Origin of the sequence: Carnobacterium viridans, assembly GCF_900102725.1 — a bacterium.
In the GTDB taxonomy this organism is placed as follows: Bacteria; Bacillota; Bacilli; order Lactobacillales; family Carnobacteriaceae; genus Carnobacterium_B; species Carnobacterium_B viridans.
The window spans coordinates 1,237,286-1,259,486 of record NZ_FNJW01000008.1 but is presented as its reverse complement, the minus strand read 5'-3'; the positions used below and the strand labels follow the sequence as shown (position 1 = coordinate 1,259,486).

At 35.8% G+C, this 22,201-nt stretch carries 21 protein-coding genes; 14 read left to right on the top strand and 7 right to left on the bottom strand.

Annotated features, from left to right (window positions below; translation table 11 throughout):
• Window positions 1–24 precede the first annotated feature (24 nt).
• The 8 genes from BLT48_RS07435 (at window position 25) to BLT48_RS07400 (ending at window position 9,110) form a co-directional block, all read left to right on the top strand.
• Window positions 25–891 (top strand): YtnP family quorum-quenching lactonase, encoded by an 867-nt coding sequence (locus tag BLT48_RS07435; protein ID WP_007721929.1) that lies wholly within the window; start codon window positions 25–27, stop codon window positions 889–891.
• Between the two features lie 243 nt (window positions 892–1,134).
• Window positions 1,135–2,355: an acyl-CoA dehydrogenase FadE gene (fadE, locus tag BLT48_RS07430; RefSeq protein WP_007721927.1), complete on the top strand. Its 1,221-nt coding sequence runs from the start codon at window positions 1,135–1,137 to the stop codon at window positions 2,353–2,355.
• Between the two features lie 171 nt (window positions 2,356–2,526).
• The gene (locus BLT48_RS07425; RefSeq protein ID WP_089976763.1) at window positions 2,527–3,417 is read left to right on the top strand and encodes a LysR family transcriptional regulator; all 891 of its coding nucleotides are present in this window, start codon (window positions 2,527–2,529) and stop codon (window positions 3,415–3,417) included.
• Window positions 3,418–3,683: 266 nt separating this feature from the next.
• Entirely contained in the window at window positions 3,684–4,862 is a 1,179-nt protein-coding gene (locus BLT48_RS07420) for an acetyl-CoA C-acetyltransferase (RefSeq protein ID WP_007721923.1), read from the top strand.
• Between the two features lie 54 nt (window positions 4,863–4,916).
• Entirely contained in the window at window positions 4,917–6,038 is a 1,122-nt protein-coding gene (locus BLT48_RS07415) for an acyl-CoA dehydrogenase family protein (RefSeq protein WP_089976758.1), read from the top strand.
• 43 nt (window positions 6,039–6,081) lie between these two features.
• Complete coding sequence (locus BLT48_RS07410; RefSeq protein ID WP_089976754.1) at window positions 6,082–6,936, top strand: 3-hydroxybutyryl-CoA dehydrogenase; 855 nt, start codon at window positions 6,082–6,084, stop codon at window positions 6,934–6,936.
• A gap of 15 nt (window positions 6,937–6,951) precedes the next feature.
• Complete coding sequence (locus tag BLT48_RS07405) at window positions 6,952–7,737, top strand: enoyl-CoA hydratase-related protein (RefSeq protein ID WP_007721919.1); 786 nt, start codon at window positions 6,952–6,954, stop codon at window positions 7,735–7,737.
• 35 nt (window positions 7,738–7,772) lie between these two features.
• On the top strand, window positions 7,773–9,110 hold the full coding sequence (locus BLT48_RS07400; protein WP_089976752.1) for an acetyl-CoA hydrolase/transferase family protein: 1,338 nt from the start codon (window positions 7,773–7,775) through the stop codon (window positions 9,108–9,110).
• Window positions 9,111–9,172: 62 nt separating this feature from the next.
• On the opposite strand, the gene BLT48_RS07395 is transcribed toward BLT48_RS07400, so the two are convergent.
• The 7 genes from BLT48_RS07395 to BLT48_RS07365 all read right to left on the bottom strand — a co-directional run bounded on the left by BLT48_RS07395 (window position 9,173) and on the right by BLT48_RS07365 (window position 16,401).
• Window positions 9,173–10,174, bottom strand: coding sequence for a LacI family DNA-binding transcriptional regulator (locus tag BLT48_RS07395; RefSeq protein WP_089976747.1), 1,002 nt, complete (start codon window positions 10,172–10,174; stop codon window positions 9,173–9,175).
• 49 nt (window positions 10,175–10,223) lie between these two features.
• Entirely contained in the window at window positions 10,224–11,273 is a 1,050-nt protein-coding gene (locus BLT48_RS07390; RefSeq protein ID WP_089976743.1) for an aldose epimerase family protein, read from the bottom strand.
• The gene (galT, locus tag BLT48_RS07385; protein ID WP_089976740.1) at window positions 11,257–12,777 is read right to left on the bottom strand and encodes a UDP-glucose--hexose-1-phosphate uridylyltransferase; all 1,521 of its coding nucleotides are present in this window, start codon (window positions 12,775–12,777) and stop codon (window positions 11,257–11,259) included. The genes BLT48_RS07390 and galT overlap by 17 nt, the downstream gene beginning before the upstream one ends.
• 15 nt (window positions 12,778–12,792) lie before the next feature.
• A complete protein-coding gene (gene galE / locus BLT48_RS07380; protein ID WP_089976738.1) occupies window positions 12,793–13,791 on the bottom strand; it encodes a UDP-glucose 4-epimerase GalE in 999 nt (332 codons plus the stop codon).
• Window positions 13,788–14,966, bottom strand: a complete 1,179-nt coding sequence (locus BLT48_RS07375) for a galactokinase (protein WP_089976735.1) — start codon at window positions 14,964–14,966, stop codon at window positions 13,788–13,790. The genes galE and BLT48_RS07375 overlap by 4 nt, the downstream gene beginning before the upstream one ends.
• A 155-nt stretch (window positions 14,967–15,121) precedes the next feature.
• Window positions 15,122–15,655 (bottom strand): 5' nucleotidase, NT5C type, encoded by a 534-nt coding sequence (locus BLT48_RS07370; RefSeq protein WP_089976730.1) that lies wholly within the window; start codon window positions 15,653–15,655, stop codon window positions 15,122–15,124.
• Between the two features lie 32 nt (window positions 15,656–15,687).
• Window positions 15,688–16,401 (bottom strand): GntR family transcriptional regulator, encoded by a 714-nt coding sequence (locus BLT48_RS07365; RefSeq protein WP_089976727.1) that lies wholly within the window; start codon window positions 16,399–16,401, stop codon window positions 15,688–15,690.
• Between the two features lie 172 nt (window positions 16,402–16,573).
• Here BLT48_RS07365 and BLT48_RS07360 point away from each other — a divergent pair, with 172 nt between their 5' ends.
• The 6 genes from BLT48_RS07360 to BLT48_RS07335 are packed head-to-tail and all read left to right on the top strand — an operon-like array spanning window position 16,574 to window position 22,193.
• Window positions 16,574–18,361 carry a glycoside hydrolase family 35 protein gene (locus BLT48_RS07360; protein WP_089976723.1) on the top strand — a complete coding sequence of 596 codons (1,788 nt, stop codon included), beginning with the start codon at window positions 16,574–16,576 and terminating at the stop codon, window positions 18,359–18,361.
• 1 nt (window position 18,362) lies between these two features.
• Window positions 18,363–18,848: a PTS sugar transporter subunit IIB gene (locus BLT48_RS07355; protein WP_089976719.1), complete on the top strand. Its 486-nt coding sequence runs from the start codon at window positions 18,363–18,365 to the stop codon at window positions 18,846–18,848.
• A 30-nt stretch (window positions 18,849–18,878) separates the two neighbouring features.
• Window positions 18,879–19,766 (top strand): PTS mannose/fructose/sorbose/N-acetylgalactosamine transporter subunit IIC, encoded by an 888-nt coding sequence (locus tag BLT48_RS07350; protein ID WP_089976716.1) that lies wholly within the window; start codon window positions 18,879–18,881, stop codon window positions 19,764–19,766.
• On the top strand, window positions 19,753–20,562 hold the full coding sequence (locus BLT48_RS07345) for a PTS system mannose/fructose/sorbose family transporter subunit IID (protein WP_089976713.1): 810 nt from the start codon (window positions 19,753–19,755) through the stop codon (window positions 20,560–20,562). Before BLT48_RS07350 ends, BLT48_RS07345 begins: the two co-directional genes overlap by 14 nt.
• Window positions 20,563–20,586: 24 nt before the next feature.
• Window positions 20,587–20,994 carry a PTS sugar transporter subunit IIA gene (locus BLT48_RS07340; protein WP_089978709.1) on the top strand — a complete coding sequence of 136 codons (408 nt, stop codon included), beginning with the start codon at window positions 20,587–20,589 and terminating at the stop codon, window positions 20,992–20,994.
• A gap of 17 nt (window positions 20,995–21,011) precedes the next feature.
• Window positions 21,012–22,193: an SIS domain-containing protein gene (locus BLT48_RS07335; protein ID WP_089976708.1), complete on the top strand. Its 1,182-nt coding sequence runs from the start codon at window positions 21,012–21,014 to the stop codon at window positions 22,191–22,193.
• Window positions 22,194–22,201: the final 8 nt, after the last annotated feature.

Sequence of the window (22,201 nt, the reverse complement as noted above, 5' to 3'; positions counted from 1 at the left end):
TTTTTTAATAGAAGGAGGAAGAAGATGGATAGTTTAGTATTTCATGACATGAAGTTAACTTGGATGGATGGTGGAATCACTTCTATGGATGGAGGAGCAATGTTTGGGGTAGTGCCTAAACCATTATGGTCACGTAAATATCCGGTCAATGAAAAAAATCAAATCGAGTTACCAACGGATTCGATTCTGATCCAATATCAAAATAAGAATTATTTGATTGATGCTGGAGTAGGGCAAGGGAAATTATCAGATAAGCAACGACGCAATTATGGAGTTGTGGAAGAGACAAAGATAAAGGAAAGTCTAGCAGAACTTGGATTGACCGTGAATGACATTGATGTATTATTAATGACACATTTACATTTTGACCATGCCGGCGGATTAACACATTGGGAAAATGAGAAGCTCGTTTCTACTTTTCCAAGTGCAGCTATTTACGTTAACGAGATTGAATGGGATGAAATGAGAAATCCAAATATTCGTTCCAAAAGCACGTATTGGAAAGAAAATTGGGAGCCAGTTCAGGATCAAATCATTACGTATCAGGAATCGCTTGAAGTAGTGCCTGGAATTGATATGATCCACACTGGAGGACACAGTGTAGGGCATGCATTAATCAAACTAACACAAAATGGTGAAACGTTAGTGCATATGGCCGACATCATGCCAACACATGCACATCAAAATCCTTTATGGGTCTTGGCTTACGATGATTATCCAATGACGTCTATATTCAGTAAAGAAAAATGGATGAAAGAAGCTTATAAAAACCAGTATAAATTCATTTTTTACCACGATGCGTATTATCGTATGATTGAATGGGATGAGACTGGAAAAAATGTAGTAGATTCATTGAAGCGAAGTAAACAAGCATATATTACCTTTAACTAAAACAAACAACACTATTTAAAAGCTGATTTTAAGAATCTGTTTTTAGATAGTGTTTTTATTTTTGTCATTTATTTTGAAAAAAGCAATAAACTATAGGTTTGTAGAATGACGTTAAGTTCTTCTTATACCTTCTATAATTTATGGTAAGTAGACTAAAATTTATAAATGGCTTAAATTAAGCATTGTAAGCGCTTGATAAAATAAAACCTATTAAAAATTAAAAATAATTAAGGGGCGATTAAAATGATGAACACAAAGACAATGGAAAGACCAGTTGATTTAGCTACTTTTTATCCATCAGATCTTTATGAGTATTCAAGTGCATTAACAGATGGAGAATTAACAGTTTTAAAAGAGTTGCGTGAGGCTCTTGAAATAAATTTACGTCCTGTACTAAGTGAGTATTGGGAAAAAGCCGAATTTCCTTTTGAAGCTTTTGAGAAAATCGGAAAAGTAAGAATGATGGATAATCCATTGTTATTTGAAGGTCGTGAAAATACACGTAAACCAAGCGAATTATACAACGTTTTTAGATATTTTGAGTTAGCTAAACTAGATGCTTCTATCGCAACCTTCTACACGGTTCATGGCGGATTATTCTACGCAACGTTGTTACAAGGCGGAAATGAAGAACAAATCGAACGTTGGGCTGATAAAACAGCTTCGTATGAAATTCAAGGGTGTTTTGCTTTGACCGAACCCGAACACGGTTCAGATATTGCTGGCGGACTAGCAACTACTGCACGTAAAGAAGGCGATACTTGGATCATCAATGGAGAAAAACGTTGGATCGGTGGAGCTGGATCAGCAGATGAAATGGCTGTATTTGCTCGTGATGAAGCGGATGGAAAAGTTAAAGCCTTTATGGTTCCTGGTAAAGCTGAAGGGGTACATGTTCAAAAAATCGAAGGAAAAATTTCACTTCGTATGACACAAAATGGGCATATCACGTTTACGGATGTGAAAGTTGGAGAAGATCGCAGATTGCAAAACGTGAATTCATTTAAAGATGTAGCAGGTATTCTACGGATTACGCGTGCAGATATCTCTCATTTGGCGACAGGATTAACAGCAGGTGCGTTTGAAGCTGCTTTACGTTACGTCAAACAACGCGAACAATTTGGTAAGAATTTAGGTTCATTCCAATTGGTTCAAGAAAAACTGTCTATCATGCAAGCAAACGTAACGGCTAATTTAAGTTTCTCTGTACGTTTAGCTCAAATGCAGGAAGAAGGCAATTACCGCGAAGTGAATTCTTCAATGGCAAAAATGCATAATGCTTTACGCATGCGTGAGACTGTTGCATTAGCTCGCGAAGTAGTCGGTGGAAATGGAATTACACTGGAAACGGATGTTGCTCGATTCTTTGCAGATGCAGAAGCTATCTACTCTTACGAAGGAACACATGAAATCAATGCTTTAATTGTTGGAAGATATTTGACAGGTGTAGGCGCTTTTGTTTAAATGTTATTAAAAACTCAGAAAACGGGATCAATGATCCTTGTTTTCTGAGTTTTTTTGTCTCCTTTTGCACAAACATCTTTAACCATGGTATTCTATATATAGATATAATTATTTCTTATGACATAAACTGGTCTCAAAAGGAATAATCAAAAAAAAGGGGAATAACTGGAATTGGATATTACACAATTGAATTATTTTATCAACATTGTTGAATGCGGTTGCAATTTATCGTTAGCTGCAAAAAAAATTCATATCTCGCAGTCAGCTTTAAGCCAAATGATTACTAATTTTGAAAAAGATGAAGAATTAAGTCTCTTTTATCGTAAAAATGGAAGATTAGAAGAAATGACACCAAGTGGTATTAAGTTATACCGATATGCTTTAGATATTTTGAAAATGCATGATGAAATGAAAAATATGATTCGTAAAGAATCATCCAAACAAAAAGGAACGATTCGTTTAGGTGTACCTTCTTTAATTTTACGTGTTTTCTTTTCCAACTTCTTCTCTAAATTCATCGTGGAAAACCCGGAAATTAAAATAGAGATTGTAGAAGATAGCTGTAATGAGTTGAGAAGGATGTTCTTGCAAAAAGATTTAGATTATGTCGTATTGATCGAACCAACGAATCTTGATCCGAAAGCCTATGAAGAGCATGTGATTCAAATTGATGAATTAACAGCTTTTATGTCAACAACTCATGATTTAAGCAGGAAGAATAAAATCAATTGGACAGAAATTGATGATTACCCAATTGCTACATTTAATGAATCATTTGTGACCAACGATTTAGTTAAACGAACATTTAAGGAACAAAATTCTAATGCAGAAATTATTTTTACTTCTTCTTCGTGGGATTTTTTAATTGAAACAACTCGTTACTCAGATACAATTGCTATTTTACCTTCACCTATTGGACGCTATTTAAACAGTGAGGATTATGTGGAAAAAACATTTAAGAACCCGATTCCTTTTAATGTTCTATTGTGCCGTCCGATAAAAACTAATTATTCAGTTGTTGAAACAAATTTACATGAATCTGTTTTAAGTTATTTTTACTGATTCATGAAGTAAGCAGTACAAATTAGCTTGAAATTGTGCAAGAAATTTCTTTACTCAAATACGAAAGGCCCGATGTTTTTATCCGGTTCTTTCGTATTTTTGTTTTTTTTGAATACCCTTTCACAAAGGTATTAATAAAACTTATTGAATCTGTAATATATACTTGTTAGACGTTTAGAATCAATCCATTTATGATAACAATGTAAACGCTTCACGTAAACTTGAAGACGTAATAAAAACAGGGAAATTATTTGGAGGTAATTTAAATGACAGAAGCAGTAATCGTGTCAGCATTAAGAACGCCAGTTGGATCATTTGGAGGAGCTTTTAAAGATGTATCAGCCGTTGATTTAGGAGCTGCTGTTGTAAAAAAAGCAATTGACAGTATTGGATTAGATCCAGCAACAATTGATGAAATGATATTTGGAAACGTTTTAAGTGCAGGTTTAGGTCAAAATGTTGCTAGACAAGTAGCAATAAAAGCTGGAATCCCAAAACACGTTCCATCTTTTGCTATCAATAAAGTATGTGGTTCGGGATTGAAAACGGTCGCTTTAGCAGCGCAATCAATTCTTTCAGGAGACAATGAAATTGTTATTGCTGGTGGAACCGAAAGTATGAGTCAAGCACCATACGTATTGCCTGATGCACGATGGGGTAAACGAATGGGTAATGGTCAAATGATCGATACAATGTTGAAGGATGGTTTAACGGATGCCTTTACCGATATTCATATGGGCATAACAGCTGAAAATATTGTTGAAAAATATCAATTTACTCGTGAGCAACAAGACGAATTAGCGGTTCGCAGTCAAAATAATGCTGAGAAGGCTGTAACCTCTGGCCGATTCAAAGAAGAAATCGTTCCAATCGAAGTACCTCAACGCAGAGGAGGACCTAAAGTAATCGATACAGATGAACACCCACGTTTTGGTACAACAAATGAAGCAATGGCGAAATTAAAACCCGCTTTCAAAAAAGATGGTTCAGTAACAGCAGGAAATGCTTCAGGATTGAACGATGGTGCAGCAGTCTTGATCGTTATGAGCCGTGAAAAAGCAGATGAGTTAGGATTGAAACCTCTAGCTACAATCAAGTCATATGCAAGTGCAGGTGTAGATCCAAAAATTATGGGATGTGGTCCAATTCCAGCAACTCAAAAAGCATTGAAAAAAGCCGGTTTAACAGTAGAAGATTTAGACTTGATCGAAGCAAATGAAGCTTTTGCGGCACAAGCATTAAGTGTCATAACAGATTTAAAATTCAACACGGATATCGTTAACGTCAATGGTGGTGCGATTGCTTTAGGACACCCAGTTGGAGCTAGTGGTGCTCGTATCTTGGTCACTTTACTTCACGAAATGGAAAAACGCGATTCAAAACGTGGATTAGCAACGTTATGTATTGGCGGAGGACAAGGAATGTCACTAATCGTTGAACGTTAAGAAATAAAAAATGTATGGCTAGCTAGTAGAAAATTCAAAGAGGAGTATCCAAACATGATGAATGAAACAATGAACCATTTGATCAGTCGAGTAGCTGATTTTTCTAAAACAGTCATACGACCAAATGCTTCTGAATATGATAAAACAGAAGCATTTCCTGAAGAACAACTAAATCAATTAAGTGATATGGGCGTTTTACGGATGCCATTTGATCGGTTGCATGGGGGACTTGGGGGATCATTTAAAGATTTGTTGGAAGTCATTCGGATCGTATCAAGAGATTGTGCTTCAACAGCTAGTATTTTACTGACTCAAACATCTATGAGCCTTTGGCCAATCTATCAATATGGCACTGAACGACAAAAACAGAAGCATCTGCCTGCTATGCTAAGTGGAGAAACCTTTGGTGCATTTGGACTAAATGAGTTAGGGATGGGCAATAATCTTGAAAACATGGAAACTCTTGCAGTTGAAAAAGAAAATTATTGGGAACTAAGTGGGGCTAAAGCATTTGTTTCAAATGCGGCAAAAGCAAACGTTTATTTAATAGGAAGTAAGACCATAGCTAAAGATGGAACAAGCGGATACGGTATCTTTATTATAACAGCTGAAATGCGTGGGCTTACTATAGGAAATAGAGAAGAAAAGATGGGTATACGTGCTCTTCCTGTGGCTTCACTTGAGTTTGACCAGATATGCGTTTCAAAAGAAAATTTATTGGGTGGTAGCTGTAATGGAGCAGAGCAATGCCAATCTATCAGTGATCATATGCGATTGTCAATTGCCGCTCAAGCGATAGGAATCGCTGAAGGATCTTTTGAACGAGCTTTAAACTATGTTAGTCAAGATCGTAAATTTGGGCAACGACTGATTGATCTGCGCAACACACAATTTAAACTCGCTGAAATGTATACAGAATTTCAAGCTGCGGCTGCACTGTTGGATCAAGTAGCGAAAAACGATCAACTTGATTCAATAATGGTCGCTATGGTTAAGTTGAAAGCTGCAAATACTAGTATCGAAATGACTGAAATGGCCATTCAAGTAACTGGCGGTTACGGATACATGCGGAACAACGATATCGAACGCTACGTTAGAGATGCTAAGTTAACAGCCATTTATGGTGGTACGTTAGAAACGCAAAAAGATGCAATTGCAAAAAAATGGATTAACTGATCACAAGGAAAAGTACTAGTTACTTATTTAGAGGAGTGAGATGATGGAAATCAAAAAAGTTATGGTAATCGGATCAGGACAAATGGGCAGTGGTATTGCGCAAGTTATGGCACAAGCTGGATATGATGTTATCTTGAACGATATAAAAGAAGAATTTGTGCAACGAGGATTCACTAAGATCGAAAAAGGGTTAACTCGTGAAGTTGAAAAAGGTCGTAAAACAGAAGCCGAAAAACAACGTATTTTAGTTCATTTTACACTTTCAACAGATATTCAAGATGCAAAAGAAGCGCAATTAGTCATTGAAGCAGCGACAGAAAATAAAAAAATCAAATTGTCTATTTTTAAAGAACTAGATGAAATTACAGATAAAGAAACGATTTTAGCCAGCAATACGTCCTCTCTTTCGATTACAGAAATTGCTGCAGCGACAAATCGACCTGAAAAAGTTATTGGATTGCACTTCTTTAATCCGGTTCCTGTTATGAAATTAGTAGAGATCAATCGAGGTTTGGCAACAGATGATGAAACAGCAGCCACTATTAAAGCGTTGAGCGAAAAAATCGGGAAAATTACGATTGATATTAAAGATTCGCCAGGGTTTGCCGTTAATCGTATTTTGATGCCAATGATCAATGAAGCCATTTTTACGGTGCATGAAGGCATAGCAACACTTGAAGAAGTCGACGAAGCAATGAAGCTAGGTGCAAATCACCCAATGGGTCCAATTGCTTTAGCAGATTATATTGGACTGGATGTTTGTTTAGCTATTATGGAAGTTTTATATATAGGATTTAATGATTCCAAATATCGTCCTTGTCCGTTGTTGAAAAAATATGTAGAAGCTGGCTGGCTAGGTAGAAAAACCGGTAAAGGGTTTTATGAATATGCTTCATAAGGAGAGGACAACGAAATGACAGAATATAATACACTTACTTTAGAAAAAGCAGAAGGAATCGCTACTTTAACCATTAATCGACCTAAAATGTTAAACGCATTAAGTCAAGAAGTCTTAGAAGAAGTGTCGGTTGCGCTTGATGAGGTGGAGAAAGATGGTGCGATTCGTGTGCTAATCGTGACCGGTTCAGGTACTAAAGCGTTTGTAGCAGGTGCAGATATCAAAGAAATGAAAGAAAAAAATGCAGTTGAAGGAACAATTTTTTCTTCCTTAGGCAATGCGGTTTTTTCAAAATTGGAACAATTACGTCAGCCGACTATAGCTGCCGTTAATGGATTTGCTTTAGGCGGTGGGTGTGAACTTGCTTTAGCTTGTGACATTCGAATCGGCGCTGAAAATGCAAAATTTGGACAACCTGAAGTAGGGTTGGGAATCATTCCTGGATTTGGCGGAACCCAACGCTTGCCACGCCTGGTTGGAACTGGGAAAGCTAAAGAATTGATTTACACAGGAGCAAACGTCGCAGCCGCAGAAGCTTATCGAATTGGTTTACTGAATAAAGTAGTAGCCGTTGAAGACTTGCTAGAAGAAACAAAAGCGATGGCTGAAAAAATAATCAAAAATTCGCCATTAGGTGTAGAAGGCAGTAAAAAATCAATCAATCAAGGCATGCAAATGAGTATACAGCAAGGATTAGCATTGGAATCTGAAGTTTTTGGAGCTTTATTTGCTACTGAAGATCAAAAAGAGGGTATGACTGCTTTTGTTGAAAAGCGTAATGCACAATTTGAAAATAAATAAAAAAGAATCATTCATCTGATTGGGGGATTGTAGTCATGTTAAAATTATACGAAAAAATGTATGAAAAGAAAAAAACAACAGCACAAGAAGCGGTACAATTGATTGAGCCAGGAGAGGGGATCATTTTCCCCATCATGCCAGGCGAACCTCCAGCATTATTGGAAGCGTTACCTATAAATGGGTCGTTAAAAGGAAATACTTTATACCGTATGCTGCCAAGCTTTCCGACCGTGGATATCTCGCCATCTAAGCTAAAACAAGTATCAATATTTTTATCAGGTATGGACAGAAAAGGATTTAATCAAGGCAACATTGATTTACTGCCAAATCACTTTTCGGATATACCGGCATTACTAAAAAAACGTACAGATCGTCCAGTAATCATGGCGACAGTATCGTCAATGGATGAAGACGGTAACTTCTCTTTAGGAACAAGTCCTTCTTATGTTGCTTCATTGATTGAAGATGCAAAAACCATCATTCTTGAAGTCAACAAGAACATGCCACGTACATTTGGTGCCAAAAATACCATTCATATTAGTGAAGTCTCAGCATTAATTGAACACGATTTTGAATTGCCAACTTTACCTAGCCCTAAATTAAGTGAAAAAGATTTGGCTATCGGCAAAATCATTGCTGAAACGGTGAAAGATGGAGATACGGTTCAAATTGGTTTTGGTTCAATGCCAAATGCTGTAATGGACTACTTGATGGATAAACGAAATTTAGGTGTTCATAGTGAGATGCTTCCAGATAAAATTGTGGAACTCTATGCAAAAGGCATTGTCAACAATAAATATAAAACTACTTATCCAACAAAAACAGTTTCTACGTTCGCGATCGGCTCAAAACAATTATATGAATTTATGAATAACAACAGAGATATATTGATGTTGCCCTGTGATATGACGAATGATATTCGCGAAATTGCTAAAATTGATAATTTAAAAGCCATCAATTCGACAGTTGAAGTTGACTTTTTAGGACAATGCAATTCAGAAACGGTAAAAGGTTCGTATTATTCATCTACAGGTGGTCAAGCTGACTTTACTAAAGGAGTTAGACTAGCTAAAAATGGCTGTGGAATCATCTGCTTGTATTCAACAGCTAAGAACGACACTATCTCTACAATTGTACCTGAATTAGCTTTAGGATCAGCTGTATCAACTTCTAAAAATGATATCGATACAATTGTAACGGAGTATGGAAAAGCTGAATTAATTGGGAAAACAGTACAAGAAAGAGCAGAGGCTTTGATTGAAGTAGCACATCCTAAGTTTCGTGAAGAATTGCGACAAAAAGCCATTGAAAAACACTTTATTACAGAAAAAGTAAATGAAATAGAAGAAACGATGTCTCTTATGGAAGGCTAAGTATAACAGAAAAAGGACATTCTTAAGGTTCAATTTTGAACTCTAAGAATGTCCTTTTTTAATTATAGATTTAATTTAGTACTCTCACGCAACACTAAGTCTGTTGATAAGGTGATTTTTTTTGCGACTGTTCTTTCGCTTGTGACTTTATCCAACCACAAATCAAAGCCCGTTTCTCCCATTAACTCGGTATACACTTTTACTGTACTCAATGTAGGGTAGATATATTTGGCTACGCTTATATCATTGAACCCAATGATGCTAACTCGTTCAGGTACGGAGATACCGGCTTCTTGCAATGCTCTTAAACAACCGATAGCCATTGAGTCATTTGAAACAAAAAAGGCATCTGGTAAATCATCTTTTAAGGTTTCAATCGCTTTTTTCATTAATTCTTGACCAGCTGTAACATTAAATGCCCCGGTGAATACATATTTTTCCTGATATATTCCAACTTGATTCATGTAATTCTCGAAAATAGTGGTTCGTTTATCGATGATAGGTTTAGATTTATCACCAAAATTTTCTTGTCCAGCAATCAAACCAATAGTTTGATGCCCGTTTTTAAAAAAATAATCTAAAACAGAAGTTACTGCCTGCTCAAAATCGATGACAACCGAATCCAATTTGCGGTGAAGTTGATCAAAATCGACAAAACAAATATTTTCTGTCCATGAAGTAAGCTCATTTACTTGAGAGTCACTAAATTTTCCAATCGCTATGATGCCTTCTATATCTGAATTCATTTCAAAATCGTTATTTTGGAAAATACGGATAATGTCATAGTTCATTTCTTCTGCTCTTTTTTCTACACCTAAACGGATGGATAAATAATACAGGTCATCCAATTCTTCTTTTTCTGTATACCATTGTACGATGGCAAGCTTGCCTTGTTTTTTTGCTTTTTTCTTTTGATACTTTGTGTAGTCCAGCGCTTCAGCGACTTCAAAAATACGTTTTTTTGTTTCATCGCCTACTGATAATGTGTTGTCATAATTTAATACACGAGAAACGGTTGCGCTTGAAACGCCTGCTTGTTCGGCAATATCTTTAATTGTTGCCATCTTCTCACCACTTTCTTTCCTTGTTTCATTTAAGCTATTGTTTTCTTTATTATAGCATTGTATCAAAGCGGTAAGTTGTTTCAGATTGAAAAATTTCATCAGGTGAGAGGGTCACTTTACCAAAGTCCTTTTGGTTGATTGCATTTGGTAAATTTTGAGCTTCTAACGTAATTCCTGCATAATGTTCTTCAGATGTTCCTTCATTAGTGTGTCGCCCATCTAATGTGTTTACGGCGAAGATAACAACAGCATCTCGATCTGTCACCATCTGAACGCGTCTTCCGCTCTTTTGGTCATACAAGGTAGCCTCAGGTTTATCAGCAAGATGTTCTAGAACAAAAGGATGATCATATCCAGAAACTAATTTGTTTTGGGAATGTGTGCTCTCAAAACCTTTGTTTACAGTGTCTGCAGTTGTAAAATCAAAGGGTGTACCCTTTACAGGCAGCAAGGTACCCGTTGGAATATAATCTTCTTTTAGTTCAGCAAAGTATTTGCTAGTTAAAGCCAATGTATGTTGATTGATGGCTTTTGTTGGATCTCCCGATAAATTAAAATACACATGATTTGTTGGATTAAATAAGGTGGTTTTATCTGTTGTAGCTTGATAATTGATTTTCCACTCATTAGACTCTGTTAAAGTATAAGTAACTTTTACAGTCAAATTTCCAGGATAACCATTTTCACCATGTGGACTTTTATAGGTAAAAACCAGATGTCCTTCGTTTTCTGTAGATTCTGTTTTAACAGTCCAGATTTTTGTATCTAAACCATTTATACCGCCATGTGAATGGTTAGTTTTATCATTTGTTTCAAGCTGATAGTTTTTACCTTCTAATGTGAATTTGCCTTTATCAATACGTCCAGCAACTCTTCCAACAGTTGCGCCATAGTAAGGACGATAAGATACATATTCATCCAAAGTATCGTAGCCTAGCACAATGTTTTCAATCAGTCCATTCTTATCTGGTACTCGAATGGAAGTGATAGCTGCGCCATAAGTCATGGCTGATAAGGAGATACCTTGACGATTCGTCAAAGTATATTCCTGAATAACCTGTCCTGAAAGTTCTCCAAAATCTTTAATTGAAATGTCCATTCTTTTCTCCTCCTTTTGAATGAGCAAAACTATTTATAAATCGTTTGAAAGCAGCTTTTCCTTCAGCATTCTGTTTATACACTCCGGCGTCTTCTAGTACTCTCAGAAAAATAGATCCAACGGCATCTTCAACGATTGTTCCGACCGTTTCTTTTGTAATTTTTTTTGTTCTTTTTAATTCATCAGCCCAATCTTGATGAGAAGTGTCTAACTGATGAGGTTCATCTAATAAGTAGTGCTCAACTTCAACAAGTTCTTTTTTTAGTCTTGGTGGCAAGATAGCTAAGCCCATTACTTCAATCAGCCCAATATTTTCTTTTTTAATATGTTGAACATCAGGATGAGGATGGAAAATTCCTTCAGGATATTGCTGTGATGTACGATTATTGCGCAATACTAAGTCTAATTCATATTTTTTTTCTTTATATCTTGCGATAGGCGTAATCGTATTATGAAGTTCACCGTTTGTCTGAGCTAAAATATCTACTGACTTATCTGAATACAAACGCCACTGATCTAAAATAAGATTTGCAGCAGTTATCAATTCTGTTTGATTAGCGCTTCTTAGGCGGATGACTGACATTGGCCATTTGACGATTCCAGCTTCTACAGAAGGAGTATCTTTTAATGTAAAAGAATGCTCTGTAGCTGCATTTGCCATTGCAAATGTGTGCTGGCCACCTTGGTAATGATCGTGAGAAAGAATAGAGCCTCCAACTATCGGTAAATCAGCGTTGGATCCTACGAAGTAATGTGGAAATTGTTCTACTATATTTAAAAGCTTCTCAAATGTTGCTTTTTCTAGTTTCATTGGTTTATGTTCTTGTGACAGGAAAATACAATGCTCTTCATAATAAGCATAAGGTGAATATTGCAGCCCCCAATTTTCTTGATTTAAAGTTAAACGGACAATACGATGATTGCTCCTAGCTGGATGATTTATATGTCCCTCGTAACCTTCATTTTCCATACATAATAGACAAGTAGGATACCCGAAAGAAGTAGGAGCTGTTTTAGCCAAAGCTATCTGCTTAGGGTCTTTTTCTGGTTTAGATAAATTGATTGTAATCTCTAAATCACCATAAACAGTAGATTTGGTAAATTCGATATTCTTTTCAATGGCCCTTGTTTTAATATAGTCATTTTCCCGACTAAGGTGATAAAAGTAATTTGTAGCAGATTTAGGGCTTTCTTGATAAAGATCCCAAAATTTCCAGTTTACTTCAGAAGGTAAAGGAGTGATGAGATTCATAATTTTTGCGGATAATATGTCTCTTTCAGATTCCAAATCTTTAATCACATTTTCTTGAATAGCATAATCTACTAGTGTATCCAATGTTTCCAAACGATTTGGTAATGGCATAGAAGCTTTTATATCTGAATCTAAAGCTTGTTTTCCAATCAAGGCGAGCAATTGATTTTGTTTAAGAAGAACATCTAACGGATGAATTTCTTGATTTTGATAACCGATTTGAATAAAGTCGGTTACTGATTGATCGATCATATACATTCATCCTTTCTAATTGTGTGTGTCTGTATAACCGTGAGGAGAGTTTTTATGCCAATTCCAAGCTGATGCTATGATATCTTTTATATCTGTGTATTGAGGTTTCCAATTTAAAATAGTTTTTGCTTTCTCGCTTGAAGCAATCAATGTACTAGGATCTCCAGCTCGACGTACGGTTACTGTTGCAGGGATTTCTCTTCCAGTAACTTCACGTGCAGTATCCAGCATCTTTTTGACTGAAAAACCAGTACTGCTGCCTAAATTAAAAACAGTACTTTGATTTCCAGCCTTCAAATACTCGAGTGCTAAGATATGTGCTTCAACTAAATCGACTACATGGACATAATCACGGATACAAGTACCGTCTGGTGTAGCATAATCGTCTCCGAAAATGGTTAATTCATTTCTTTGTCCTAAAGCCGTTTGTAAAATAAGAGGAACTAAATGTGACTCAGGCGAGTGATCTTCACCGATGCTGCCATCTAATTTTGCTCCAGCTACATTAAAATACCGTAAAGCAACAAATTTCATATCATAAGCTTTGTCGCACCATTTCAATATCTTTTCCATCATCAATTTTGTTTCTCCATACGGACTTTCAGGATTGGTGTCTGCAGTTTCCTTAATTGGAACTTCTTTTGGCTCGCCGTAAGTAGCAGCTGAAGAAGAGAAGACAATGGATTTAACAGCGAATTTCTGCATAACTTCTAAAGTGACCTGAGTTCCATAGACATTATTATTAAAGTATTGTAGCGGTTGTTGTATTGATTCTCCCACTAAAGAATTTGCTGCAAAGTGCATAACTCCTTCAATCGATTCTTTTTCAAAAACAGATTCCATAAAGGCTTTGTCACGAATGTCTCCTTGGTAAAAACGTGCTTTTTTATGAATCGCACCTCGGTGTCCAGTTTGTAAATTATCGATTACTGTGACGTCATATTGTTGTTCAATTAATTGATCAACGGCATGAGAACCGATATAACCGGCTCCTCCTAAGACTAAGACTGTCATACTGATTCCTCCTCAAGCAATTTAGGACCATCACTAATTTGAGCGATATAAAACTCACCAGGGTAGCCAATTTGATCTAGGTATTGTTTTCCAACTTGGTCAATAAAATCATCTATCTTATCGTTTTCAACGATTGCGATGGCACATCCGCCAAATCCTGCACCCGTCATTCGTGCACCTAAAATCCCTGGTTGATCCCAGGCAGCTTGAACTATTGCGTCCAATTCTGGTCCAGTTACTTCATAATCATCTCTCAAAGAAATATGTGATTGATTCATTAATTGACCAAATTCTTTTAGATTTCCAGCCTTTAAAGCTACGGCTGCCTTAAGTGTCCTTTGATTCTCAGTTACGGCATGTCGTGCTCTTTTTAGAATGGTTTCATTTGAAAGAATAGATTGATGGTCAGCAAATGTTTGTTCATCCAACGCACCTAATGAAGAAACAGTAAGAAATTTTTGCAATTCTGTTAATGCTTGATCGCATTCGCTACGTCGTTCATTGTATTTAGAATCAGCTAACTCACGTCTTTTTTTAGTGTTCATGATAACAATTGAATGATTTTCTAACACTACTGGAATCAATTCATATTCTAAAGTGTTGCAGTCTAGTAAAATAGCTGTATCTTTTTTGCCTTTACCTACTGCAAATTGATCCATAATACCTGAATTGACCCCAATAAATTCATTTTCCACTCGTTGACCAGTTTTAATCAACTCTAATCGATCGATGTCTAAACCAAATAGTGTTTGTACTATAAATCCTGTCAATAATTCAATCGAAGCAGAAGAGGAAAGACCCGCTCCATTTGGAATATTACCGTAATAAAGAATATCTAGTCCTTGATTGATATCATATCCAGACTCTTTTAAAAACTTGATCATTCCTTTAGGATAATTCGTCCATCTATCTGCTACATTGTATTCTAAGTTATCTAAATCAATAGAAATAATACCTAATTCAGCAAAGTTTTCAGAATAGAAGTTAAGCGTTTTATCCTCACGTTTTGCTGCTAAACCGTATGTCCCTAAAGTAATTGCGCATGGAAAAACATTCCCACCGTTGTAATCAGTGTGTTCTCCAATCAAGTTAATTCTCCCAGGAGAAAAAAACGCTTCCATATCAGTTTGTTTAAAAAGTTCGGTGAATTTTTTTTTCAAGTTGTTTAAATTCATTTTGTATATCCTCCTTAATAATGTTTTGATATTCTTAGTGTAATTAATTTAGTAAATAAATACAAGTAAAATTTAGTAAAACCTAAAAATAAAGATTACTTTTTATAGTTCAATAGAAAAAACTGTCCCGAGAAAAACTAAGACAGTTTTAAAAATTATTCAGTAAGTTGTTGGAAAAAATCTTTAACAGCTTTCCAGTTTTCCATACGATTGGGAAAATCAATTTTTTTATTATGATGGGCAGTAAATAGCAATCCGATTCCTGAAAAGTTGCTGAAATGACCAATGTTATCATCAACTAAGTAATCAGCATGTATGATACTTTTATTGCCACAAAAAACAATATTTTCTTTTTGGATAGAAGGGAAGTGACTTTGAAGCCAATAAAATTTATCATCAAAACTATTTGGAAAGTCCATAGCTGCTGTAGTGATGAAGATTTCATGCTCTTGCATCAATTCACTTATCACTTGTTGAGCATTCTCAATGACAGGCAGATCTTTAAAGAAGCCTTTAGTATTACGTATATAACGCATGATCTTATCCGTTTCTGGGTAAAGCTCACTTACATACTGTCCATTTAAATCACTAATAGTCAACTCAGCTTCATAAAGTTCATTGTATACCTTTAAATCATTGCTGTAAAAATCAGCGATAACTTCATCCATATCAATTGCAATTCTTGCCATAAGATTTGTATGCCTCCTAGTATACTTATTGTTTAATATTGATCTTTAAACGACGATAACTCTATCTTGTAGTAGTTCCACTTTTTGTAGCTGACTACTACTTCAGCAACAGTTCCATCTTGTAAAATAGTTTTCTTTTCTTGTCTGATAGTAGGCTCGTTAGTGTTCATTTGTAATAATTTTGCGACCCAATCATCTGTAGGGAAGCAAATTTCGTTAGTTTCTTTTGATTCTTCATCATACATATAGATGTTAAAGTCGCTTTTAAAACGGTTATAAATAGAATCATAATAATCAAGGCTAGGAACATCATTTTTAATAAATTGGCTAGGAATATAAGAAAGATGCAACAAAAATGGATCCTCATTAACTTTTCTTAACCGAACAATTTCATAGTAGTCTTCTTTTTTTCTTAGTTTTAATTCTTTTCTTTTCTCTTCATTATGTTGAATTTTTAAGCTTAAAACCTCTACCGTTTCTGGTTCACCAGCATAAATTTCAATGTCTGAAAACTCCACAAGTTTCCGTTTACGGGAGCGAGAAACATAGGTACCTTTTCCTTGGAACCGTAAGAGATAACCATCATTAACTAATTCTTGAACAGCTCTAATAACAGTGATTGAACTAACATTATAAAGTTTAACTAACTCCGCTTCACTGTAAAATCGATCGCCATGTTTAAACTCTCCAACTTCAATTTTTTTGAGCAAATCATCTTTAATCTGTTGATACTTTGGGATTTTCATTCCTATCTCCTTTCTATACCATTTACTTAATATACTAACTTAAAAAAAGGAATTTTACCATTTATTTCTTTTTTAGTAAATATTTTCTATTTTTACTAAAATAAAGATTGACAGATGTCAACTTAGTATATTAATATATTGAATGTAAACGTTTTACGAGAGGAGTACTTAAATGAATACATTTGAAATAAAAGAAGAATTTTTACTAAATGGTGAACCGTTCAAAATCATATCTGGTGCCGTTCACTATTTCCGAGTTCTTCCTGAGGATTGGTATCACTCCTTATATAATTTAAAAGCGTTGGGTTTTAATACATTAGAAACATATATTCCTTGGAATGTACACGAACAAAAAGAAGAAGAATACAATTTTTCAGGTCAATTTGATATCAAAAGGTTTGTTCAAATAGCAGAGGAATTAGATTTGTTTGTTATTTTGCGCCCGTCTCCTTATATTTGTGCTGAGTGGGAATTTGGCGGATTGCCGGCTTGGCTCCTAACGTATAAAAATATGCGAATACGTTCTTCAGATCCAGCATTTATTGAAAAAGTTTCTCGCTATTATAAAAAGCTTCTTAAACAAATCACACCTTTACAGGTAGACCAGGGTGGACCTGTGATCATGATGCAGCTAGAAAATGAATACGGTTCATATGGCGAAGACAAAGAATATTTAAAAATGCTTTACGAATTGATGGTACAACTTGGTGTAACCGTTCCTATTTTCACATCAGATGGGGCATGGAAAGCTACGCAAGAAGCAGGAACAATGACTGACCTAGATATTTTAACAACTGGGAATTTTGGCTCGCATTCAAAAGAGAATTTTAAAGATTTAAAAGATTTTCACGAATCAAAGGGAAAAAAATGGCCATTGATGTGTATGGAATACTGGGACGGCTGGTTTAATCGCTGGAATGATCCAATCATAAAGAGAGAAGCTCATGATTTAACTCGCGATGTTAAAGAAGCTTTAGAGATAGGAAGTTTAAATCTTTATATGTTTCATGGTGGAACGAACTTTGGTTTCATGAATGGAAGTTCGGCAAGGTTAAGGAAAGATCTTCCGCAAGTAACTTCATATGATTATGATGCTCCTTTAGATGAACAAGGCAATCCGACAGAGAAATATTATGCTTTACAAAAAATGATGCAAGAATTTTTTCCTGATATTAAACAACATAGCCCTTTGTTAAAGACAAGCATGAACATTAAGGATATAAAGGTCACTGGAAAAGTAAGTCTGCTTTCTATTGTCGATCGTATCGCTAAAAAACAAGAATCTAAGTACCCAAAAACAATGGAAGAACTAGGTCAACAATATGGGTATACGCTTTACAGAAGTTATGTGGAAAAAGACAGTCAAAAAGAATTTTATCGTGTAATTGATGGCAGCGATCGTCTCCAGTTTTTCTTTAATGAAGAAAAAATAGCCACACAATATCAAGAAGAGATTGGAGAAAAAATATACGCTTCACCTATAACGGGCTCTAACCAACTGGATGTACTAGTAGAAAATATGGGGCGTGTCAATTACGGACACAAGTTATTGGCAGATACGCAACAAAAAGGGATCCGAAGAGGAGTCATGTCTGATCTGCATTTTATTACCGATTGGGAGCAATACAGCTTAGACTTTTCAGAACCGTTGTCTATTGACTTTGATAAAGAATGGGAAGAGCATTCGCCATCGTTTTACCAGTATAAAGTGGAAATCGATGCACCAGAAGATACATTTATCAACATGGAGTCGTTTGGCAAAGGAATCGTTCTAGTAAATGGATTTAACATTGGGCGATTTTGGAATGAGGGACCAACTCTATCGTTATATGTTCCAAAAGCTCTCTTTAAAAAGGGAGAAAATGAGATTATTGTTTTTGAAACAGAAGGCATTTGGTCAGAGACAATAAGTTTGGAAATGGAACCAAAATTTAAAAAAATGGATAAGGAGGAAGAGTAATATGAGTATTACAGCAGTAAGAATAGATGGAAGATTGATTCACGGACAAGTAGCAAATCTTTGGACCACAAAACTAGGTATCAGCAGAATTATGGTGGTAGATGATAGCGTAACAACAAATGCAATCGAAAAGAGCGGGTTGAAATTGGCCACTCCGGCGGGGGTCAAATTAAGTATTTTATCAATCGAAAAAGCAGCTGCAAATATTCTAGCTGGAAAATATGATTCACAGCGGTTACTGATCATTGCAAAAAAACCAGACAGATTATTAAAGCTAGTTGAATTGGGAGTACCAATTAAAAAAATCAACGTTGGAAATATGTCTCAATCGGATGAATCAAAATCTATTACAAGATCGATCAACGTTCTAGAAGAAGATATTGAGAACTTCAAGCAACTTAATGAAAAAGGCGTGGAATTGGTATCACAAATGGTTCCAAGCGATCGCGAAGAGAACTTTATTGGTTTGTTAAAACAACATATTTAAAAATAGATAAAGATAGAGGAGGAAAAAATAATGGCAGTTGCATGGTGGCAAATTATATTGTTAACGCTTTACGCAGGGTATCAAATTTTAGATGAATTACAAGTTTATACTGGTCTTGCTCAACCGGTATTCGCTGGATTAATAGCTGGTTTAATTATGGGTGATGTTACAACTGGACTTATTATTGGTGGTAGTATGCAATTAACTGTTTTAGGTATAGGTACATTTGGAGGTTCTTCAAAAATAGATGCTAACTCTGGTACCGTTTTGGCTACAGCTTTTTCAGTAGGAATTGGTATGAACCCAGAGCAAGCAATCGCTGCAATCGCAGTTCCAGTAGCAGGATTAATGATTCAAATGGATATTTTAGGAAGATTTGCAAATACATTTTTTGCACATCGCATTGATACAAAGATTGAAGAGATGGATTACAAAGGAATTGAACGAAACTTTCTTATGGGGGCCTTATCTTGGTCATTATCTAGAGCTGTCCCAGTATTGCTAGCATTAAGTTTTGGCGGAAGCTTTGTCAATTCTATTGTTGGTGTCTTAAACAACCAATTACTGTGGTTAGGTAACGGATTAGCTGTAGCCGGTGCTGTTCTGCCTGCTGTTGGTTTCGCTATCTTATTAAGATATTTACCAGTGAAAAAACATCTACCTTACTTGATTTTAGGATTTGTTATTACGGCCTTATTAACGACAGTATTTGGAAATATTCAATTACTTGGCGGATCTGTAGCTGGTGTAGTAGAAGGATTTGCGAATACATTTACAGGTATGCCAATGTTAGCTATCGCATTGATAGGATTTGCATTCGCCTTTAAAGAATACAAACGAACTATAGAAGCACCAAAAGTTCAACAAATGAATGGTTCAGCATCAGAGGAAGGAGAAATAGAAGATGACGAAATCTAATTATAAATTGACAAAAAAAGACTTTAACCAAATCAATAGAAGAAGTTTGTTTGGTTTTCAACTAGGTTGGAACTATGAACGTATGCAAGGATCTGGGTATTTATATACAATCTTACCTCAATTAAGAAAAATGTATGGTGATGGCACACCAGAGTTGAAGTCAATGATGAAAACACATTCTCAATTTTTCAATACAAGTAACTTTTTAAATACGATTGTTACAGGGATCGATATGGCGATTGAAGAAGAAGAAGGCATTGATGCCCAAGAATCAATCGCTGGGATCAAAGTTGGTTTAATGGGACCATTTGCTGCTATTGGAGATTCAATTTTTGGAGCTTTGCTGCCTACTATATTTGGAGCGTTAGCTGCTAATATGGCTGTAAGTGGAAATCCGATTGGCGCATTTATTTGGATGCTCGTTAACTTTGCTGTAATGTTCTTCCGTTGGAAACAACTTGAAATTGCTCATAGAGAAGGGGTATCTCTTGTCACAACAATGCAGAGTCGACTAACAGCTATCACAGATGCTGCTACATTATTAGGAGTATTCATGGTTGGAGCTCTAGTTGCAACCATGATCAATGTTCGTTTATCTTGGACACCTTCTATCGGAGACTTAGTGGTTGATGTACAAAACAATGTTGATATGATTATGCCTCGTCTTTTACCAGCAGTAATCGTTGGAGCTGTTTACTGGTTATTAGGCAAAAAGAACATCACTTCTACTAAAGCTATCTTTATTGTATTAGTAGTATCTATTGCTTTATCCGCATTAGGAGTCATTTCAAAATAAGATTCAAGTAAAGGAATGAAAAATATGAACAATTTAATACTGGTAAGTCATGGAGATTTCTGTAAAGAATTAAAGAAAAGTGCAGAAATGATTTTAGGCGTACAAGAAAATATTTTCACTGTGTCCTTATTGCCACATGAAGGTGAAAAAGAATTTACTGAAAAATTTAATGCAGTTGCTGATCCGTTAAATGGAGATTATATTGTATTCGCTGATTTATTAGGTGGTACTCCTTGCAATATTGTTTCAAAAAAAATTATGAGCGGCTCTGCATTTGAGTTATATACGGGTATGAACTTGCCGATGATTATCAGTTTTGTAAATGCAACTTTAACTGGTAACACTCATTCTCTGATAGTGGAAACGAAAGAAAGTATCGTGAAAGTGAATGATTTATTGGATGCTGAAGATTTTGATGAAGAAGACGAATAGACTGGAGTGAAGTAATCATGCAACTATTTACTAAATCACAAAATGAATTAAAGGATCTTGGAGCGACGATCACTACTCAAGAAATTATGCAACAACCTGAAATTTGGGAAGAAGCGTGGAAAAATTATCAGAAACAAGAAGAGAAAATCAATTCTTTTTTGGAACAAATAAAAAAAGAGGCAAATGGGAAAATACGTATAGTTTTTACTGGAGCTGGCACATCAGCTTATGTTGGTGACACGATTGTACCCTATTTAAACAAGGCAGGCGACACTGATTCCTATATCTTTGAAAGCATTCCAACAACTGATATTGTAGTTTCTCCAAAGGATCATCTGCATGAAGAGGATTGGACAGTATTGGTTTCGTTCGCACGAAGCGGTAATAGTCCTGAAAGTATTGCAGCAGTTGTAATTGCTGATCAAGGCGTAAAAAATATCCGACACATTATGATTACTTGTGCAGCAGATGGAGCTTTAGCAAAAGCGGCTTCTCAAGATGAAAAAAATCTTCTGTTATTAATGCCTGAGCGTTCGAATGATCAAGGTTTTGCTATGACGGGAAGTTTCACGTGTATGACATTGACTGCTTTACTGGTTTTTGATCAATCTTCTTTAGCAGAAAAAGAAAGCTATGTAACCACTGCGGTCAAAATGGGTAAAGAAGTGGTAGAAAACGAAGAACAGCTGGACAACTTATTAGCAGATGGTTTCGATCGCATCATTTATTTAGGATCTGGCAGCTTAGCCGGATTAACACGCGAAGCTCAGTTAAAAGTATTGGAGTTAACAGCTGGAAAAATAGCAACTATGTTTGACTCCTCTATGGGGTTCCGTCATGGTCCTAAGTCGTTTGTAAATGAACAAACACTGGTCTTTGTCTTTGTAAATAACGACCACTATACCCGCAAGTACGATTTGGATATTTTAGAAGAAATTCAACATGATCACATTGCTAAACAAACCATTGCTATTGCTCAGTCTGTAGAAGGACAAGAATTTTCTGGCACAACATTCGGTTTTGATAAACAGTACTCTTTATTACCAGAAGGCTACCTTGCTTTACCGTTTATCATGGCAGCGCAAACTGTATCGTTGCTGTCTTCTGTTAAAGTCAAGAATACACCGGATACTCCTTCAAAATCTGGAACAGTTAATCGAGTAGTCAAGGGCGTAACAATACACGATTACAAGGAATAATCAGAAAA

Excerpts from the sequence above, each read along its gene's own strand:
- galT (WP_089976740.1), bottom strand. The coding sequence starts at position 12,777 with ATGATCGATCAATCAGTAACCGACTTTATTCAAATCGGTTATCAAAAT.
- BLT48_RS07415 (WP_089976758.1), top strand. The coding sequence starts at position 4,917 with ATGATGAATGAAACAATGAACCATTTGATCAGTCGAGTAGCTGATTTT.
- BLT48_RS07400 (WP_089976752.1), top strand. The coding sequence starts at position 7,773 with ATGTTAAAATTATACGAAAAAATGTATGAAAAGAAAAAAACAACAGCA.
- BLT48_RS07350 (WP_089976716.1), top strand. The coding sequence starts at position 18,879 with ATGGCAGTTGCATGGTGGCAAATTATATTGTTAACGCTTTACGCAGGG.
- fadE (WP_007721927.1), top strand. The coding sequence starts at position 1,135 with ATGATGAACACAAAGACAATGGAAAGACCAGTTGATTTAGCTACTTTT.
- BLT48_RS07395 (WP_089976747.1), bottom strand. The coding sequence starts at position 10,174 with ATGGCAACAATTAAAGATATTGCCGAACAAGCAGGCGTTTCAAGCGCA.
- BLT48_RS07435 (WP_007721929.1), top strand. The coding sequence starts at position 25 with ATGGATAGTTTAGTATTTCATGACATGAAGTTAACTTGGATGGATGGT.
- BLT48_RS07355 (WP_089976719.1), top strand. The coding sequence starts at position 18,363 with ATGAGTATTACAGCAGTAAGAATAGATGGAAGATTGATTCACGGACAA.
- BLT48_RS07360 (WP_089976723.1), top strand. The coding sequence starts at position 16,574 with ATGAATACATTTGAAATAAAAGAAGAATTTTTACTAAATGGTGAACCG.
- BLT48_RS07365 (WP_089976727.1), bottom strand. The coding sequence starts at position 16,401 with ATGAAAATCCCAAAGTATCAACAGATTAAAGATGATTTGCTCAAAAAA.
- BLT48_RS07345 (WP_089976713.1), top strand. The coding sequence starts at position 19,753 with ATGACGAAATCTAATTATAAATTGACAAAAAAAGACTTTAACCAAATC.
- BLT48_RS07410 (WP_089976754.1), top strand. The coding sequence starts at position 6,082 with ATGGAAATCAAAAAAGTTATGGTAATCGGATCAGGACAAATGGGCAGT.
- BLT48_RS07420 (WP_007721923.1), top strand. The coding sequence starts at position 3,684 with ATGACAGAAGCAGTAATCGTGTCAGCATTAAGAACGCCAGTTGGATCA.
- galE (WP_089976738.1), bottom strand. The coding sequence starts at position 13,791 with ATGACAGTCTTAGTCTTAGGAGGAGCCGGTTATATCGGTTCTCATGCC.
- BLT48_RS07335 (WP_089976708.1), top strand. The coding sequence starts at position 21,012 with ATGCAACTATTTACTAAATCACAAAATGAATTAAAGGATCTTGGAGCG.
- BLT48_RS07375 (WP_089976735.1), bottom strand. The coding sequence starts at position 14,966 with ATGAATTTAAACAACTTGAAAAAAAAATTCACCGAACTTTTTAAACAA.
- BLT48_RS07340 (WP_089978709.1), top strand. The coding sequence starts at position 20,587 with ATGAACAATTTAATACTGGTAAGTCATGGAGATTTCTGTAAAGAATTA.
- BLT48_RS07390 (WP_089976743.1), bottom strand. The coding sequence starts at position 11,273 with ATGGACATTTCAATTAAAGATTTTGGAGAACTTTCAGGACAGGTTATT.
- BLT48_RS07405 (WP_007721919.1), top strand. The coding sequence starts at position 6,952 with ATGACAGAATATAATACACTTACTTTAGAAAAAGCAGAAGGAATCGCT.
- BLT48_RS07370 (WP_089976730.1), bottom strand. The coding sequence starts at position 15,655 with ATGGCAAGAATTGCAATTGATATGGATGAAGTTATCGCTGATTTTTAC.